We start from the raw sequence: 17,121 nt of genomic DNA on the forward strand, positions 1-17,121 counted from the left end.
TTTTTTGGCTAACTTAGTATGCAAGCATAACAGTTTTCTGTATGTTTACCGAACCAGTAGTTCCCGTCCGATGACTCCCGAAGAAACCGTTGATTATAACATCAAAGTTGCCTGGCACGCCATTTCGCGCATGTACAATACGCAGGCGGCCAAGCACGATATTACCACGAGCATCGGATTCGTGCTGCTGAATATCGACCAGGAAAACGGCACACCTGCTACCAAGATAGCACCTTTATTGGGCCTGGAAACCCGCTCGCTCACGCGCATTTTGCGCAGCATGGAAGAAAAGGGCCTGATCTATAAACAGGCTGACACCCAGGACAAACGTTCGGTGCGCATCTTCCTGACCGAGGAAGGCCTGCGCGGCAAGGAAATTTCCCGCCAGACGGTGCGCCATTTCAACCTGAAGGTACGCGAGAAAATCCCGCAGAGCGAGCTGAACGTGTTCTTCAAAGTAGTAGCCCAGATTACGGGCATGATTGAGGGCAAAACCCTCTACGACGATTTTAAGCTGAAACCCCTGCGCTCCGAGTCGCCGGCCTAGCCGGGCGGCCCGGAGTTTTTTATGGGCTGACCTTCCGGTAAAAAGGTCTCCTGTTTGCCCAAGAACTCGGCATGACGACTAGTTAAGGCTTGTGGCCAGCAACTGGTAACTGGTAACTAATAACTCATTTTCCCACCTCATTCCTCCCCAAGAATGAACCGTACCATCAAGAAAGTAGCCGTACTAGGCTCCGGGGTGATGGGCTCGCGCATTGCGTGCCACTTCGCCAACATCGGTGTGCAGGTGCTGCTGCTCGACATTGCGCCCAAGGAGCTGCTGCCCGCCGAGGAGGCCAAAGGCCTGAAGCTGGACAACCCGGCCGTGAAGAACCGCATCGTGAATGCCTCCCTGCAGGCGGCCGTGGCGGCCAACCCCTCGCCGCTGTACCGCAAGCAGGATGTGAGCCGCATCAAGACCGGCAACTTTGATGATAACCTCAAGGACATTGCCGGCTGCGACTGGACGATTGAGGTGGTAGTGGAACGTCTCGACATCAAAAAGAGCCTGTTTGAGCGCGTGGAGCAGTACCGCAAGCCCGGCACGCTCATCACCTCGAACACCTCGGGCATTCCGATTCATATGATGACGGAAGGTCGTTCCGACGACTTCCGCAAGCACTTCTGCGGCACGCACTTCTTCAACCCGCCCCGCTATCTGAAGCTGCTCGAAATCATCCCGACGCCGGAAACCGACAAGTCGGTGGTGGATTTCCTGATGCACTACGGCGACCTGTACCTGGGCAAAACCACGGTACTGGCCAAGGACACGCCCGCTTTCATTGCCAACCGCGTGGGCGTTTTCGCCATCATGGACGTGGTGCAGGTGATGAGCGAGCTGGGCCTAACGGTGGAGGAAGTGGACAAGCTGACCGGGCCGGTTATCGGCCACGCCAAGTCGGCCACATTCCGCACCTCCGACGTGGTAGGTCTGGATACGATGATCAACGTGGCCAACGGCCTCGCCCAGAACCTGCCCAACGACGAAGCCAAGCACGTGTTCCAGCTGCCCGACTTCATCAAGAAGATGGCCGAGAACAAGTGGCTGGGCGACAAAACCGCTCAGGGCTTCTATAAGAAAGTGAAGGGCGCCGGCGGCAAGTCGGAAATCCAGGCCCTCGATCTGAATACGCTGGAATACAAGCCCAGCCAGAAGGTGAAGTTTGCCACCCTGGAAGCCACCAAACCGATTGAAAAGCTGGCGGACCGCTTCAAGGTGCTGGCCGCCGGCAAAGACAAGGCCGGGGACTTCTACCGCAAGACCTTCGCGGGCCTGTTTGCCTACGTGAGCAACCGGATTCCGGAAATCACCGACTCGCTCTACAAGATTGACGACGCCCTGCGCGCCGGCTTCGGCTGGGACCTGGGGCCCTTCGAAACCTGGGATGCCCTGGGCGTGCAGAAGGGCTTGGAGCTGGCCAAAGCTGAAGGCAAAACCGTAGCGCCGTGGGTAGAGGAGATGGTAGCCGCCGGCCACACCGCCTTCTACAAAGTGAGCGAAGCCGGCGTGAAGCAGTTCTACGACATCGAGTCGAAGAGCTACCAGGCCATTCCGGGCATGGAGAACTTCATCATTCTGGATAACCTGCGTGCCACGGGCAAAGTGCTGTGGAAAAACGCCGGGGCTTCGGTGCTCGACATGGGCGACGGTATCCTGAACGTGGAGTTCCACTCGAAGATGAACGCGCTGGGTTCCGACGTCATCCAGGGCCTGCTGAAAGGCGTGGAGCTGGCCGAAAAGGACTTCCGCGGCCTCGTGGTGGGCAACGACGCGCCGAACTTCTCGGCCGGTGCCAACCTGGGCCTTGTGTATATGTTCGCGCTGGACCAGGAGTACGACGAGCTGAACCTGATGATTGCCCAGTTCCAGCAGGCCATGATGCGGATGCGTTACAGCAGCATTCCGGTGGTGGGCGCACCCCACGGCCTGGCCCTGGGCGGCGGCTGCGAGCTGAACCTGCACTGCGACCGGGTGGTAGCGGCGGCCGAAACCTACATGGGCCTCGTGGAATTCGGCGTGGGCCTGATTCCGGGCGGCGGCGGCACCAAGGAAATGACGTTGCGCACCGCCCTCAAGTACGAGGAAGGTGAGCCGGAGTACAACCTGCTGCGCAACGCCTTCATGACGGTGAGCACCGCCAAGGTATCCACCTCGGCCCACGAAGCCTTCGACCTGGGCTTCCTGCGCCGCGGCGACGAAGTGGTGGTGAACTCCAACCGCGTACTGGCCCAGGCCAAAGCCGCTGCCATTGAGCTGGCCGAGGATGGCTACACCCAGCCGCTGCAGAAAACCAACATCAAGGTGCAGGGCAAAGGCGCCCTGGGTATGTTCCTGACCGGCGTGCACGCCATGAAGGAAGGCCGCTACATCTCCGACCACGACGTGAAGATTGCCAACAAGCTGGCCTACATCATGTGCGGCGGCGACCTGAGCAGCCCCACCGAAGTATCGGAGCAGTACCTGCTGGACCTGGAGCGCGAAGCCTTCCTCAGCCTCACCGGCGAGCGGAAAACGCTGGAGCGGATTCAGAGCATCCTGACCACGGGCAAACCGCTGCGGAACTAACAACGGCCGCCTCACCCCCTAGCCCCCTCTCCAAAGGGAGAGGGGGAACTAGCCCTAGAAAAACTAGATTTTAGTTTTAGCGCTGCCCCTCATAGCAGAACGAAAACTAAAATCCAGTCCCCCCTCTCCCCCTGGAGAGGGGGCTAGGGGGTGAGACGACTAGAGCTACCCACCTTCTCCAAGACTCAAAACCATGAACGCATATATCGTAGCCGGTTACCGTACGGCCGTTGGCAAAGCCAACCGTGGCGGTTTCCGCTTCACCCGCCCCGATGACCTCGCCGCCGACGTCATCAAGCACCTGGTGGCCTCGGTGCCCCAGCTGGACCCCACCCGCATCGACGACGTGATTGTGGGCAACGCCGTACCGGAGGCCGAGCAGGGCCTGCAGATGGGCCGCCTGATTTCGCTGCTGGCGCTGCCCATGAACGTGTCGGGCCTCATCGTGAACCGCTACTGCGGCTCCGGCGTGGAAACCATTGCCATGGCCGCCGGTAAAATTGCCGCCGGTATGGCCGACTGCATCGTGGCCGGTGGTACCGAAAGCATGAGCTTGGTGCCCACCGTGGGCTGGAAAACCGTGCCCAACTACAAGCTCGCCCAGCAGCACCCCGACTACTACCTCGGCATGGGCCTCACCGCCGAAGCCGTAGCCCAGGATTACAAAATTACCCGCGAAGACCAGGACCAGTTTGCCTACAACTCACACCAGAAGGCCATCAAAGCCATTCAGGAAGGCAAGTTCAAGGAGCAGATTGTGCCCGTAACCGTGGAGGAAACCTACCTTGACCAGGCCACCGGCAAAAAGAAAAACCGCTCGTTCGTAGTCGACACCGACGAAGGCCCCCGCGCTGATACGTCGATGGAAGCCTTGGGCAAGCTGCGCCCCGTGTTTGCCGCCAACGGCTCGGTTACGGCCGGTAACTCTTCGCAGACGTCCGACGGTGCCGCTTTCGTCATTGTGATGTCGGAGCGCATGGTGAAGGAGCTGAACCTGGAGCCGATTGCCCGCATGGTGACCTACGCCACCGAAGGCATCGACCCGCGCATCATGGGCATGGGCCCCATCAAAGCCGTGCCGAAGGCGCTGCGCCAGGCCGGCATGAAGCTCCAGGACATCGACCTGTTCGAGCTGAACGAGGCCTTCGCCTCCCAGAGCCTCGCCGTAATGCGCGAGCTGGACCTGGACCAGAGCAAAGTGAACGTGAACGGCGGCGCCATTGCCCTCGGCCACCCGCTGGGCTGCTCCGGCGCCAAGCTCAGCATCCAGCTGTTCCACGAGCTGCGCGCCCGGGGCCAGAAGTACGGCATGGTAACCGCCTGCGTCGGCGGCGGCCAGGGCGTAGCCGGCATCTACGAGCTGCTGAAGTAGCAGTGTAGCATACGCTTTAGCTTGTGCCGTGGGCGGCCCGAAGCCCAGCTTCGGACGGAAAACTCAGCCGCTCACGGCACAAGCCAAAGCTGCGCGGTCAGAACGGTGTAGAGACGCAATATTTTGCGTCTCGTCGTTGCTGACGTTGTTCGATAGGCTCGTGCCAGTCCGTTCAACGGCGAGACTTCAACTATTGCGTCTCTACACGTTCTGCCGAACCGCAAAAAGAAACCCCATATCAAACTGGGGTTTTCTTTTCGTGAACTAGTCGGCAAGCATAACAAATTTTTGTATCTTTCGGTACGACAAAACAACGGGGCTTACTTGCCGGTAAATAGTAGGTAAGCCGAGTAGTTTCTCTTCTTTTTGACTTCGAATTTTCCCACATCAACCCTCACCCGGTCATGGAAGTAACCAACCAACTTGTGAAAGGCGGCGAGTTTATCATCAAGGAAACCGACGCCCAGGACGTATTTACGCCCGCCGATTTTTCGGAGGAGCAGAACATGATGCACCAGACCGCTCTCGACTTCGTGGAGAAGGAGGTGACGCCGCTGCTGGAGCGCCTCGATAACCATGAGGAAGGCCTCATGCGCAGCCTGATGGAAAAGGCCGGCGAGCTGGGCCTGTTCGGCGTGAGCATTCCCGAGCAGTACGGTGGGTTGGACATGGACTTCCCCACCTCGCTGCGCGTGACCGAGGGTGTGGGTGGTGGCCACTCGTTCCCGGTAGCCTTCGCGGCCCACACGGGTATTGCCATGCTGCCCATTCTGTACTTCGGCAACGAGGAGCAGAAGGCTAAATACCTGCCCGGCCTGACCTCCGGCGAACTGATGGGCGCCTACTGCCTCACCGAGCCCGGCTCCGGTTCCGACGCCCTGGGCGCCAAAACTAAAGCCATGCCCACTGAGGACGGCGAGCATTACGTGCTCAATGGCCAGAAAATGTGGATTACCAACGGTGGTTTCGCCGACGTATTCATCGTGTTTGCCCAGGTGGATGGTGACAAGTTCACCGGCTTCATTGTGGAGAAAAACACGCCCGGTCTGAGCCTCGGCAACGAGGAGCACAAGATGGGCATCAAGGGTTCCTCGACCCGCCAGGTGTTCCTGTCCGACGTGAAAGTGCCGAAATCGGCGGTGCTGGGCGAGATTGGCAAGGGGCACCTCATTGCCTTCAACATCCTGAACATCGGCCGCATCAAGCTGGCCGCGGCTTGTTTGGGTGCCACCAAAATGGCTTCCACGCTGAGCGTGAAATACGCTAACGAGCGGGTGCAGTTCAAGCTGCCCATCAGCAAGTTCGGCGCTATTAAATACAAGCTGGCCCAGCAGGCCGTGCGCATCTACGCCGTGGAATCGGCTATTTACCGTGCTGGTATGGACATTTTCCGCATGGAGCAGGAGCTGTTGGCCAAAGGCCAGAGCCACAACGAAGCCTTGCTGGGTGCCGCTCGCGAGTTTGCCGTGGAGTGCGCCATCCTGAAAGTGGAAGGCTCGGAAGTGCTGGATTACGTGGTGGACGAAGGCGTACAGATCTACGGTGGCTACGGCTTCTCGGCCGACTATCCCATGGACCGCGCTTACCGGGATTCGCGCATCAACCGCATCTTCGAGGGCACCAACGAAATCAACCGCATGCTGGCCGTGGACATGATCCTGAAAAAGGGTCTGAAAGGCGAGCTGGATCTGATGGGCCCGGCCCAGGCCGTGCAGCAGGAGCTGATGGCTATTCCGGACTTCAACCTGGAAGAAGAAACCGGCCTGTTCGCCGCCGAGAAAAAGACCATTGCCAAGCTGAAAAAGGCCATCCTGATGGTCGCTGGCACGGCCGTGCAGAAGTACATGAACTCGCTCGCCAAAGAGCAGGAAGTACTGATGAATATTGCCGATATGGCCATCAAGGTGTACACCGCCGAAAGCACGCTGCTGCGCGTGGAGAAGGAAGCCGCCGCCAAAGGAGAGGAGGCCGTTTCGACGCAAATCGATATTGCCCGCGTGTACCTCTACGACACCGTGGACCAGGTGAACAAGTTCGGCAAAGACGCCATCGGCACCATGACCGAGGGCGACGAGCAGCGCCTGCTGGCCATGGGCCTGAAGCGCTTCACCAAAGCCGACCTCTACAACGCCAAGGAAGCTCGTCGCCGCATCGCCGATAAGCTGATTGCCGCCAACGAGTACGCCTACTAAATCACGGATTTAGCCGGATTCATCGGATTTCGCGGATGTTGTAGATGGTGCTGGCAGGCGCTTTCTGCGAGTCGTGAAACCGATGAGAATCTGAGAAACCGCAAGCCGCTCCCGTTTCGGGGGCGGCTTGCTGCGTTTTCGGGCCGAGGGCATTGAACGGTGTAGAGACGCGACACTTCGCGTCTCGCTGTTGCTGATGTTGTTAGAAATGTAGGCCTCCAGTCGTCCAACGACGAGACGCAAAGTATTGCGTCGCTACACCGTTTGGGTAGTTTTAAAAACACGACTCAGCACAACGCCAGCGGCCGGGCTGTCGTTTGCAGGGAGATACTCCCACCTTCAACTCCCTCCAGCTATGGCCAACGAACAGGTACAGGGTAAAGACTTTTACGAGAGCGTGCTGCGGTTTTACGACCACGCGGCCAGCTTCTCCAAGCTCGACCCCGGCATCATTGCCCAAATCCGGGCCTGCAACAGCATCTACAAGGTCAACTTCCCGGTGGAAGTGGACGGCCACGTGCAGGTGTTCGAGGGTATCCGGGTGCAGCACAGCCACCACAAGCTGCCCAGCAAGGGCGGCATCCGCTACAGCGTGTACGTGGATGAGGAGGAGGTAATGGCTCTGGCAACCCTGATGACGTTCAAGTGTGCCCTAGTGGACGTGCCGTTCGGCGGCGCGAAAGGTGGCGTGAAAATTAACCCGCGCACTACGCCCGTTAACATCCTGGAGCGCGTAACGCGGCGCTACGCCACGGAGCTGATTAAAAAGAACCTTATCGGTCCCGGTATGGACGTGCCGGCCCCCGACTACGGCACCGGCAGCCGCGAAATGGCCTGGATTGCCGATACCTACCAGACCTTCAAGTACGGCGACACCAACGCTCTGGGCTGCGTAACCGGTAAGCCGGTAGGGCAGGGCGGTATCCGGGGGCGGACCGAGGCCACGGGCCTGGGCGTGTTTTACGGATTGCGCGAGTTGCTGCTGGACGAGCCGATGCTGGCCAAAGTTGGCCTGAGCAGCGGCATTGCCGGCAAGCGCATTATCGTGCAGGGGCTGGGCAACGTGGGCTACTACGCGGCCAAGTTCTGCCAGGAAGCCGGCGCCCTCATCATCGGCATTGCCGAGCGGGAAGGTGGCATCTATAAGGAAACCGGCCTGGACGTGGAAGCTGTTTTCCGGCACCGGCAGAACGGCGGTTCCCTGCTGGGCTTCGCCGGAGCCGAGGACGTGGCCGAGTCGCTGGACCTGCTGGAGCGGGAGTGCGACGTGCTGATTCCGGCCGCCTTGGAAAACCAGATTCACGAAGGCAACGCCGACCGTATCAAGGCCAAAATTATTGCCGAAGGCGCCAACGGCCCCACCACCCAGGCCGCCGAGAAAATTCTGCTGGAAAAGGGTGTCATTATCCTGCCCGACCTTTACCTCAACGCCGGCGGCGTGACGGTATCGTACTTCGAATGGCTGAAAAACCTATCGAACGTGCGCTTTGGGCGCATGGGCAAGCGGGCTGAGGAAGGGGCTATGCGCCGGCTGGTGGAAACCATTGAGCGCACCACCGGCAAAACCATCAGCCCCCAGGAACGCCAGCTCATCGTGCACGGTGCCGACGAAATTGACCTGGTGCACTCCGGCCTCGAAGATACCATGATTACCGCTTACCAGTCCATCCGCAAGGTGATGGACGATGTGGAGGGTATCACCGACCTGCGCACCGCCGCCTTCTACAGCGCCATCGAGAAAATCGGCGTCAGCTACCAGTCCCTCGGTATTTTCCCGTAAGCCAACAGGGACATCAGTACGCAAAAAGCCGCTTCTGAAGAATCAGAAGCGGCTTTTTGCGTCAAAGCAGATTTACCAGAACAGATCGGCGGCATCAGTGCCATCCGCACCAGCTGGGATTTATTTAACCACAATCTTGTTCAGCATAAGGGCCGCTGATTTTTTGCTGGGCCGGCTTACGCCGATAAGAGTTTTGGCATCCAGCCAGGCCGTGAAATCCTTCACGTAGGATGGATTTTGGTCCGAGGCCACGTTCAGGCCCAGGCCTTTCGGCTCCGATACCACGCCCGTCTGCACGTTCAGGCGGCGCAGGTACAGGTCCGACTTGTTCTTGAGCTTCTCCCAGGTTACCACCTGCACCTCCGGCCCAAACACGGCCGCCCTGTAGCCAATGCTGCTGTAACCTTCAGTGGCCGGTGCTACCTGGTCTTTGCCGATGATGCTGTGCCAGGTAGGGGTCTGAAATTCATTGTAGCCAAACAGGTGTAGCTCGCGGGTGTGGCCGGGCGAGTCGTCGCCGCCTTCCTCGTACTTTTTCTCGGCTGCCACTACCAGCTGCTTGTCGTCGGTGAGTAGCAGGTCGGTGAGGTACACATCTTCGAGACGCTTAGCTACGCTGCCGTTGGCCTTGTTGACTTCGGCCAGGTACTCGGGTGTGAATTTAAACTCGGGCGCGAATTTCATGTCGCCCTCGGCCGTGAAATCAAACTTCACCAGCTTCAGGCTGTGGTACACGCCGGTTTCCCGCTCGTTGCAGATGGCGGCGGCGTACAGCGTGTTGTCGGGCAGCAGGCGGAAGCGCGTGTCAAACACGTTCACCACTTTGCCCCCAAACGTGCCGCCCACTGATACCGACATCACCTTCACCTCGGGAGAGTCGTTGCGGTAACGGCGTACGGTGAGCTTCTTCATCTCGTCGCCCACCAGCGTTACGTACTGTGAGCCATCATTGCCCACATGCACGGTGCTGGAGAAGAAGCCGCCTTGGTCGTGAAAATCATAAGTGCGGTCCTTGAGTTTAGTAAGCTTCTCGTCGTACACGCTGGCGCTGATGGCTTTGATCTGCGGACCCTGCGTCAGGTAGCGCCATACTACCAGCTTGGTGCCATCGGGGGAGAAGGCAGCGCCGGGGCGCCGGTCGCGGGGGCCGGCTTCGAGGAGCTTTTTCGCCGGTGCTTTCTGGCCCGACGCCAGATCCAGCGTGTAGCCGAGCAACTGTTGAGCCGGGCTGCCCTGATGCACTACTACCAGCACTTGTGTACCGTTACGCGTGAAGCCGTCAATACTTTCTCCGGCGGCTAAAGACAGGGAGGTACTCCATAGGCGCTTCAGGTCAGCGTCGTAGCGCTCCACTGCGTATTCCGTGGCCGATTTGTGGGCCAGAATTACAAAGCCGCCAGTGGGTACGGGCAGGGTTTTGCTGGCCACCCGCTGGTTGTAACGGTCCTCCGTCTGCTCGGGTAGGTAGCTAAAGGCTGCCGACTTTACCCGCTGCGCCAACCCGCCTGAAACGGTGGCGAAAATGAAAACCGCTGAAATCCCCGTAGTCAACAAAAAAGAAAAGCGCACAGGCAAAGGCAGTTACGTGAAGGAAAGAGATTCTCTCAAAAAATGTACTCTCCAAAGGTATCCAACTTCTGGTGTAGTCCGTACATCCCCCCGCTTTGCAACCAAACCGGAAGCTCTTCGGTAATAATTCACGCTTTCTTAACGCCAAAAGGGCTATAGTAGTGGGAGTTACTACCGTTCTTTGCAGCAGTATTGCTTCAGAGGGGTTTTGGGATGACAGGTATCAGAGCGTTAGCGAGAAGGTAGCAAAGTGAATATTTTAGATATTCTATCTGCTGACTCCAACGCCTGATAAATGTTCTGAAATTGGGAGTATAGGCTTTTTTCTTGATTTTTCTGCAGTTAATAAGGCCCTTCTTTAGGATTTGCCACCTATTGGTCTGAAATTTGTAACCCGCCGGAACTGCTTACCTCTACTCATCGATTATGAAGTCTTTGTTACGCTTTACCCTCATGATTTCGCTGGTTGTTTTAGGAAAGCTTAATCAGCAGGCTTTAAGATCGGAAGCGGTTGCCAAGCCGACCCGCGTTACCTGGCAGCTTCCGGCCCGAACAGCTTCCTTATTGCAGAACTCACCGGCTGCTAAACGAAAGACGGGAGGTGGATCGTCCTTTTGGCAAGCTACTGCCCCTGCCGTCACTGCTACTTCCATAGAATAGCTCCCCTGCCAGACGACTTGTATAAGTCGTCTTTTTTATGGTATTCACGATAAGGCCCGGCCGGTTTCACACATGGTGAAACCGGCCGGGCCTTATCGTGAATACCAAATAGTAGCAGTTAACTAATGCGGCTCCAGTTTACGGCCGTAGCAGGCAGGCTTTCAATATGCCGCCGGATAGCCAAGTTTTCGGGCTTGCTTAGGTTCGGGTCGTCCTGCAGAATGGCTTGGGCCGCCGCCCGGCTCTCCGTCAGAATGCGGCCATCCTTGGCTAGGTCGGCAATCAGCAGATCCAGCACGCCGCTCTGCTGGGTGCCCATCAAGTCGCCGGGGCCGCGCAGCTTCAGGTCAATGTCGGCAATTTCGAAGCCATTGTTGGTGCGCACCATCGTTTCGATGCGGGTGCGCGAGTCCTTGCTGAGCTTGTAGCCGCTCATCAGGATGCAATAGCTCTGCTCAGCCCCACGGCCTACGCGGCCGCGTAGCTGGTGCAACTGCGAAAGGCCGAACCGCTCGGTGCTTTCAATTACCATTACGGAGGCATTGGGTACGTTTACGCCTACCTCAATTACGGTGGTGGCCACCATAATCTGGGTTTCGTTTTTGAGGAAGCGCTGCATTTCAGCGTCCTTCTCGGCGGCGCTCATGCGGCCGTGCACGATGCTGATCTGGAACTCAGGAAAAGCGCGGGCCACGCTTTCGTAGCCGTCCATGAGGTCCTTGTAGTCGGCCATGGTTTCGCTTTCCTCAATAAGCGGATACACGATGTACACCTGCCGGCCCAGCCGGATCTGGTCGCGCAGAAAGCCGAAGACCTTGAGGCGGTTGCTGTCGAAGCGGTGCACCGTCACGATGGGCTTGCGGCCGGCCGGCAGCTCGTCAATCACCGACACGTCCAGGTCGCCGTAGAGCGTCATGGCCAGGGTACGCGGAATGGGCGTGGCCGTCATTACCAGCACGTGGGGTATCACATGGGGGTTTTTCTGCCAGAGCTTGGACCGCTGGGCCACCCCAAAGCGGTGCTGCTCATCCATGATGGTCAGACCCAGGTTCTTGAACTGCACCACGTCTTCGAGCAAAGCGTGGGTGCCCACCAGCATGTGCATCTCGCCGGAGCGCAGCTGCTCGTGCAGCACGCGCCGCTCGGCAGTGCGGGTGCTGCCCGTGAGCTTCCCGATTTTCAGCCCCAGCAGGTCGGCAAAGCCTTTCAGGCCCACGTAGTGCTGATCGGCCAGAATTTCGGTGGGAGCCATCAGGCAACTCTGCGCGCCGTTGTCGGCGGCCATGAGCATGCTGATGAAGGCCACAATGGTTTTGCCCGAGCCCACGTCGCCCTGCAGCAGCCGGTTCATCTGCTGACCGGCGCAGAAATCCTTGTAAATGTCGTGGATGACGCGCTTCTGGGCCCCGGTGAGGTCAAAGGGCATCACGTTCTTGTAGAAGTGTACCAGCGTGGGCACCTCCTTAAAAATCTGGCCGGCCAGCGTGACTTTGCGCTGGTCACGTTGGCGCAGCAGCTTGAGCTGCACGTAAAACAGCTCCTCAAACTTGAGCCGGAAGCGGGCCGTCTGGAGCAGCTCAGTACTCTGTGGAAAGTGAATCTGCTGGATGGCCGTGGCCTTGTCCATCAGCCCGTACTGCTGAATCAGGGCCGGCGAGAGGGTCTCCTGCACGTGAGGCAGGGCAATCTTCAGCAGATCGGCCACCATGCGCATGATGGCCTTGCTATCGACGCGGTGGTAGTTCTTGAGCTTCTCGGAGGTGTTGTACACCGGCTGCAGGTAGCTCTGGCCGGCCTTCTGCTCGGTCACCTCTTCCATCTCCGGGTGCGCCATCTGGGGGCGGCCATTGAACATGGTGGGCTTGCCGAACACGATGTACTCCTGGTGGTTTTTAATCACCTTTTCCAGGTAGTTCACGCCTTTGAACCACACGAGCTCCAGCTCGCCGCTGGCGTCGGCTACCTTGGCTACCATACGCTTCTTGGGGCCTTCGCCCACCACCTCGCGGTTGCGCAGAATGCCCTTCACCTGTACAAACGGCAGGTCGTCGTGCAGGTCGCAGATGTTGTAGAACTGGGTACGGTCGAGGTAGCGGAACGGGTAGCGCTGAATCAGGTCGCCGTACGTGAACAGGCCCAGTTCCTTTTGCAGCAGCTGGGCCCGTTGCAGGCCCACGCCCCGCAGGTACTCAATCTTGGTCTGAAAGAAGTTGCTCAAGGGAAAATGGCTGGATTGCTGAACGGCTGGAGGGTTTGCACCCTCTGCAAGGAAAACAAGCGGCCATCAAGCCGTTCACCAGTTCAACAATTTGACAGTTACTTGTATTGCAGCGTGTTCAGCAGCCGCACCACATCCTGTTTCACGTACTCAATTACCGGGGCCAGGGAGTCATTGGCGGTGGCAGTGCGGAAATAGAGGGCCCCACGGAAGAAGTGCCGGGTGCTATCGGTGGTGTAAAACTGAAACTGGCTGGGTACCTCGCCCTGCAGCTCAAACACGGCTACGCGCATACCGTTCGGAGTTTTCAGCACCGATTCGTCGATGGCCGTGGCTTTGATTTCGTGCTTGCTGGTAAGCTTGCGGGCATCTTCCAGCAGCTTGGTGTACAGTTGCGGTCGGCCTTTAAGGTCGGCGTACGTAATCTGCACGTTGGCTTTTAGCTGCGGGTAATACACATTGATCCAGTTCGGCTGGGCCAGGTAGGAGGAGTCGCGCAGGATTTTGGCGTGACGTGAGTACTCAAACGTGTACGGCCGACCCGGCGCCAGCTGCTGGTAGGCATGCGGCGGCAAGTCGATGCGGTTGTAGCCCTTGGGCTTGGGCGTGAAATCGGGAGCCGAGGTGCAGCCAGTGGCGAACAGCAGCACTGTACAAACCGCGCCAGCGGCACGCAAAAAGGAGGAAACGACCATGCAGAAGCGGGACGAAGGAAGCAGTAAAGGTAACCAAGAAACCAACGCCCCGCCCGCTCGTGTTCCGGCCCCTACGGAAAATCCCACGCAAAGAAAACCCCGTCGAAACACCAGGTTCCGACGGGGTTTTACTTGAAGAAAAGAACCCGTTAAAACGGCAGCTGGTCCAACTCCGGTTCCTGCCGGAAAGTAACCGGTGCCTCGGCCGCGGCTGGCGTAGCTGCTAGTTGGCCTTCGGCGTGGGGCCGGCCACCCAGCAAGGAGATTTCCTCGGCTACTATTTCCGTTACGTAGCGCGTCTGGTTGTCCTTATCCTGGTACTGGCGGGTACGAATACGGCCCTCCACATACACCTGCTGCCCTTTGCGCAGGTACTTCTCGGCTAGTTCGGCCAAGCCACGCCAGGCGGCCACAGTATGCCACTCGGTGCGCTCTACGCGGTTGCCTTGCTTGTCTTTGTAGTATTCATTGGTAGCCATGGTAAAGTTGGCTACTGAGTTGCCGCCTTCCAGATGCCGCACCTCAGGGTCTTTGCCCAAGTGGCCAATCAGGATGACTTTGTTTACGCTTGCCATACGCTTGGAAGAGAAGTAGTTGAAAGTTAAAAAATAAACCTCGCTAGGTTATCTAAAGATAGAAGAAATAATATTTTTGCCAAATAAATTAGGCTTTTAAATATCTATATTGCTAATATAATTGGTAATCAGAATGGATTTGGGCAGTTCTTCTATTTCGGCGGCACGGTAGGGGGCCAAGCCGGTGGCTGCCAGTACTGCTGTCGGCAGCGGCTCCTGCAGCCACACCGCATGAAACTTCGCTTCTACTTTCTGATGGCTCAGCACGTGCCGTAGCGCAGCTGCCGGCTCCTCGGCGCGGTTGGCAGCTACGCGGCCTCCCAAGCTTTCCGCCACCTCTACTACGGCCACCGCCGGCAGCTCCGCCGACTCAGTTTCGTGCAGCGCGAAATCGTAGAGGCCTTCCCAGATGTCCTTGGGGCCGCGCTTGCGCAGGTACACCGTATCAGCGTAGCGCAACACGAGGTAATGGAAATAGCGGGTACGGGCCGCCTTTGCTTTACTCTTCACCGGCAACTCCTGCACCATCCCGTGCTGAAAGGCAAAGCACTGCTGCTGCAACGGGCAGAACAGGCAGTCGGGCTTCTGGGGCGTGCACTGGATGGCCCCAAACTCCATAATGGCCTGGTTGAACTCAGCCGGCTGCTCGGAAGGAATCAGCGTATCGGCCAACTGTTGAAATACTTTGCGGCTGGCTGGCGCGGCAATATCCTGGCTCAGACCAAATACCCGGGCCAGCACCCGGAACACGTTTCCATCAAGCACCGCCACTCGCTCGTCATAGGCAAACGATGCAATGGCCGCCGCGGTGTACTGACCCACGCCGCGTAGCTTCAGCAGTTCCTGATACGAGCCGGGAAACTGCCCCCCGTATTCCTGCACTACCTGCTGGGCCGTATGGTGCATGTTGCGGGCCCGGGAATAGTAGCCCAGGCCCTGCCAGTGGCGCAGCACCTCATCCTGCGGGGCGGCGGCTAGATCGTGCACAGTAGGGTAGGAAGTGATAAAGTCATGGTAGTAGGGCAGGCCCTGCTTCACCCGGGTTTGCTGCAGAATCACCTCCGACAGCCAGATGGCATACGGGTCGCGAGTGTGCCGCCAAGGTAGGTCCCGGCGGTGGCGGGGATACCAATTCAGCAGGGCCGCCGGAAACCAGGAGCGGGATAAATCGGTTGAGGGTGAGGTCAAGGTTTTGAGAAAGAATAAGTTGGATGCAACTATGACACCAAGTCAGATTGCAGGAAAACCGTTTGTAAAACCAAAAAAGGGGACTACCTTTGTGCCCCTCAAAACGCAGGCAAACTCTTACCGGGCAAGTGCTTACGTTTTGAGGAGCGGCATCTTTTTGCCAAGCAGAATATTTTTCACTCCCTAGTACACTTACCAGCGTGACTAAAGCAGAAGTAATTGCCGAAATTGCCGACAAGACCGGCATCGAGAAAGCAGACGTTTCGGCTACCGTAGAAGCCTTCTTCAAAGTCGTGAAGGACTCGATGGCTGACGGCAACAACATTTATGTGCGTGGCTTTGGCTCTTTCGTAAACAAAAAGCGCGCGAAAAAAGTAGCCCGCAACATTTCGAAAAACACGTCGATCATCATTGACGAGCACTTCATTCCGAGCTTCAAGCCGTCGAAGACCTTTATTGGTAAGATTAAAAACAGCAAAAAAATCAAGGAACTGGCTGCCTAAGCATCCCGTTTCATTTGTTTGCCGGCTGAGCCGCCGGGCATGCCCTGCTAGGGCAACCCGGCGGCCGGCTTTTTTCCCGTGCTGATGGCATCCACTACCGCATCTTCCAAGCATCAACTCCTTATTCTGGCCCTGGCGTTTGCGCTGGTGGCCGGTTTGTTTTTGTTGCCGAAGGTAATTGTGAAGCCCAAGGAGGGCAAAGAGTCGCTGACACAAAGTGCTGCCCGTACTGCCAACCGGGACCAGGGGGCTGCTGCTCCGTCCACCGCTGCCAGCGGTCTGGATGAGCATGGCCATCCGGTAGGCAGCCACGAGGCTACTTCCGAGCAGCCCCACATGACAGTGCCGCCCGCACAACGTCAGGAAATTATTGCGCTGGTGCGCAGGTTCACCTCCGAAACCGAACAGTCGGCTAAGCTACGCCTGGCGCAGCAGCTGGCTGATAAGTACAAGGGTGTGGAGCGTTTCGATAGTGCCGGCTATTACCTGGAGCAAGTGGCTGTGGCCCGCCCCGGCGAGCAAACCTGGAAACGGGCCGCCGATGCGTACTTCGAAGCGTTTAGCTTTGCCACCACCGAGGAGCGCCAGAACCTGTTGGGCGCGAAATGCCGGGAGTTATACGAGCGGGTGTTGAAAAACAATCCCGACAACCTCGACGCCAAGAACAACCTGGGCATGGCCTACATGAATACCAGCAACCCCATGAAAGGCGTAGGCTTGTTGCGGGAAGTGCTGGCCGCTGATCCGAAAAATGAAAAAACGCTGTATAACCTTGGCTTGCTGGCTATTAAGAGTGGGCAGTTCAGCCGGGCGGTGGAGCGTTTCGAGGAGCTTGTGAAAGTAAACCCCGAAAACGTCGACGGACAGTTTTATCTTGGCGTCACGTTAGCCAAAACCGGCGCAAAGGAAGAGGCTCGCAAAGCCTTTCTGAAAGCCAAAAGCATTAGCCCCGACCCGGCCCTGGCCGCTACGGTGGACGAAGAGCTGAAGAAGCTACAATAGTGCCCAGTGTCTAGTGCCTGGTGCTGAGTGCATACGTTGTGTCAAACAACCCAGGCCCTCAGCAGTAGGCACAAAGCACTAAAAAAATAAACTCAACCACTTAACCCACATCAACATGCCCTGCGGTAAAAAAAGAAAGCGTCATAAAATTGCCACTCACAAGCGGAAGAAGCGTCTGCGCAAGAACCGTCACAAGAAGAAGTAAGCCCTCCCGGGGTTTGCTGGCGGGCTTTTTTCAGTAGAAAATGGTGCCGTCTA

At 57.8% G+C, this 17,121-nt stretch carries 12 protein-coding genes; 7 read left to right on the forward strand and 5 right to left on the reverse strand.

Features of this window, described 5'->3' with window-relative positions; all coding sequences use genetic code 11:
• Window positions 1-70 precede the first annotated feature (70 nt).
• The 5 genes from ACN19L_RS14410 (at window position 71) to ACN19L_RS14430 (ending at window position 8,453) form a co-directional block, all read left to right on the forward strand.
• Entirely contained in the window at window positions 71-547 is a 477-nt protein-coding gene (locus tag ACN19L_RS14410; protein ID WP_044014483.1) for a MarR family winged helix-turn-helix transcriptional regulator, read from the forward strand.
• Between the two features lie 153 nt (window positions 548-700).
• A complete protein-coding gene (locus tag ACN19L_RS14415; protein WP_426490192.1) occupies window positions 701-3,109 on the forward strand; it encodes a 3-hydroxyacyl-CoA dehydrogenase NAD-binding domain-containing protein in 2,409 nt (802 codons plus the stop codon).
• Between the two features lie 193 nt (window positions 3,110-3,302).
• Complete coding sequence (locus ACN19L_RS14420) at window positions 3,303-4,481, forward strand: acetyl-CoA C-acyltransferase (protein WP_426490193.1); 1,179 nt, start codon at window positions 3,303-3,305, stop codon at window positions 4,479-4,481.
• Between the two features lie 404 nt (window positions 4,482-4,885).
• Entirely contained in the window at window positions 4,886-6,673 is a 1,788-nt protein-coding gene (locus ACN19L_RS14425; protein WP_426490194.1) for an acyl-CoA dehydrogenase family protein, read from the forward strand.
• A gap of 355 nt (window positions 6,674-7,028) precedes the next feature.
• Window positions 7,029-8,453 carry a Glu/Leu/Phe/Val family dehydrogenase gene (locus tag ACN19L_RS14430; protein ID WP_426490195.1) on the forward strand — a complete coding sequence of 475 codons (1,425 nt, stop codon included), beginning with the start codon at window positions 7,029-7,031 and terminating at the stop codon, window positions 8,451-8,453.
• Window positions 8,454-8,573: 120 nt separating this feature from the next.
• Here the strand turns inward: ACN19L_RS14430 and ACN19L_RS14435 are convergent, their stop codons facing one another.
• From ACN19L_RS14435 to mutY, 5 genes are all read right to left on the reverse strand, one after another.
• The gene (locus tag ACN19L_RS14435; protein WP_426490196.1) at window positions 8,574-10,022 is read right to left on the reverse strand and encodes a hypothetical protein; all 1,449 of its coding nucleotides are present in this window, start codon (window positions 10,020-10,022) and stop codon (window positions 8,574-8,576) included.
• Window positions 10,023-10,800: 778 nt separating this feature from the next.
• Window positions 10,801-12,900, reverse strand: coding sequence for an ATP-dependent DNA helicase RecG (gene recG, locus ACN19L_RS14440; RefSeq protein WP_426490197.1), 2,100 nt, complete (start codon window positions 12,898-12,900; stop codon window positions 10,801-10,803).
• Between the two features lie 98 nt (window positions 12,901-12,998).
• The gene (gene gldD, locus ACN19L_RS14445; protein ID WP_426490198.1) at window positions 12,999-13,550 is read right to left on the reverse strand and encodes a gliding motility lipoprotein GldD; all 552 of its coding nucleotides are present in this window, start codon (window positions 13,548-13,550) and stop codon (window positions 12,999-13,001) included.
• Between the two features lie 194 nt (window positions 13,551-13,744).
• Entirely contained in the window at window positions 13,745-14,170 is a 426-nt protein-coding gene (locus ACN19L_RS14450) for a single-stranded DNA-binding protein (RefSeq protein WP_426490199.1), read from the reverse strand.
• A gap of 96 nt (window positions 14,171-14,266) precedes the next feature.
• Window positions 14,267-15,358, reverse strand: coding sequence for an A/G-specific adenine glycosylase (mutY, locus tag ACN19L_RS14455; RefSeq protein WP_426490200.1), 1,092 nt, complete (start codon window positions 15,356-15,358; stop codon window positions 14,267-14,269).
• A 200-nt stretch (window positions 15,359-15,558) separates the two neighbouring features.
• Here mutY and ACN19L_RS14460 point away from each other — a divergent pair, with 200 nt between their 5' ends.
• Complete coding sequence (locus ACN19L_RS14460; RefSeq protein WP_044000827.1) at window positions 15,559-15,861, forward strand: HU family DNA-binding protein; 303 nt, start codon at window positions 15,559-15,561, stop codon at window positions 15,859-15,861.
• An 84-nt stretch (window positions 15,862-15,945) separates the two neighbouring features.
• On the forward strand, window positions 15,946-16,863 hold the full coding sequence (locus tag ACN19L_RS14465; protein WP_426490201.1) for a tetratricopeptide repeat protein: 918 nt from the start codon (window positions 15,946-15,948) through the stop codon (window positions 16,861-16,863).
• Window positions 16,864-17,121: the final 258 nt, after the last annotated feature.

Origin of the sequence: Hymenobacter sp. 102 (assembly GCF_049949205.1) — a bacterium.
In the GTDB taxonomy this organism is placed as follows: domain Bacteria; phylum Bacteroidota; class Bacteroidia; order Cytophagales; family Hymenobacteraceae; genus Hymenobacter.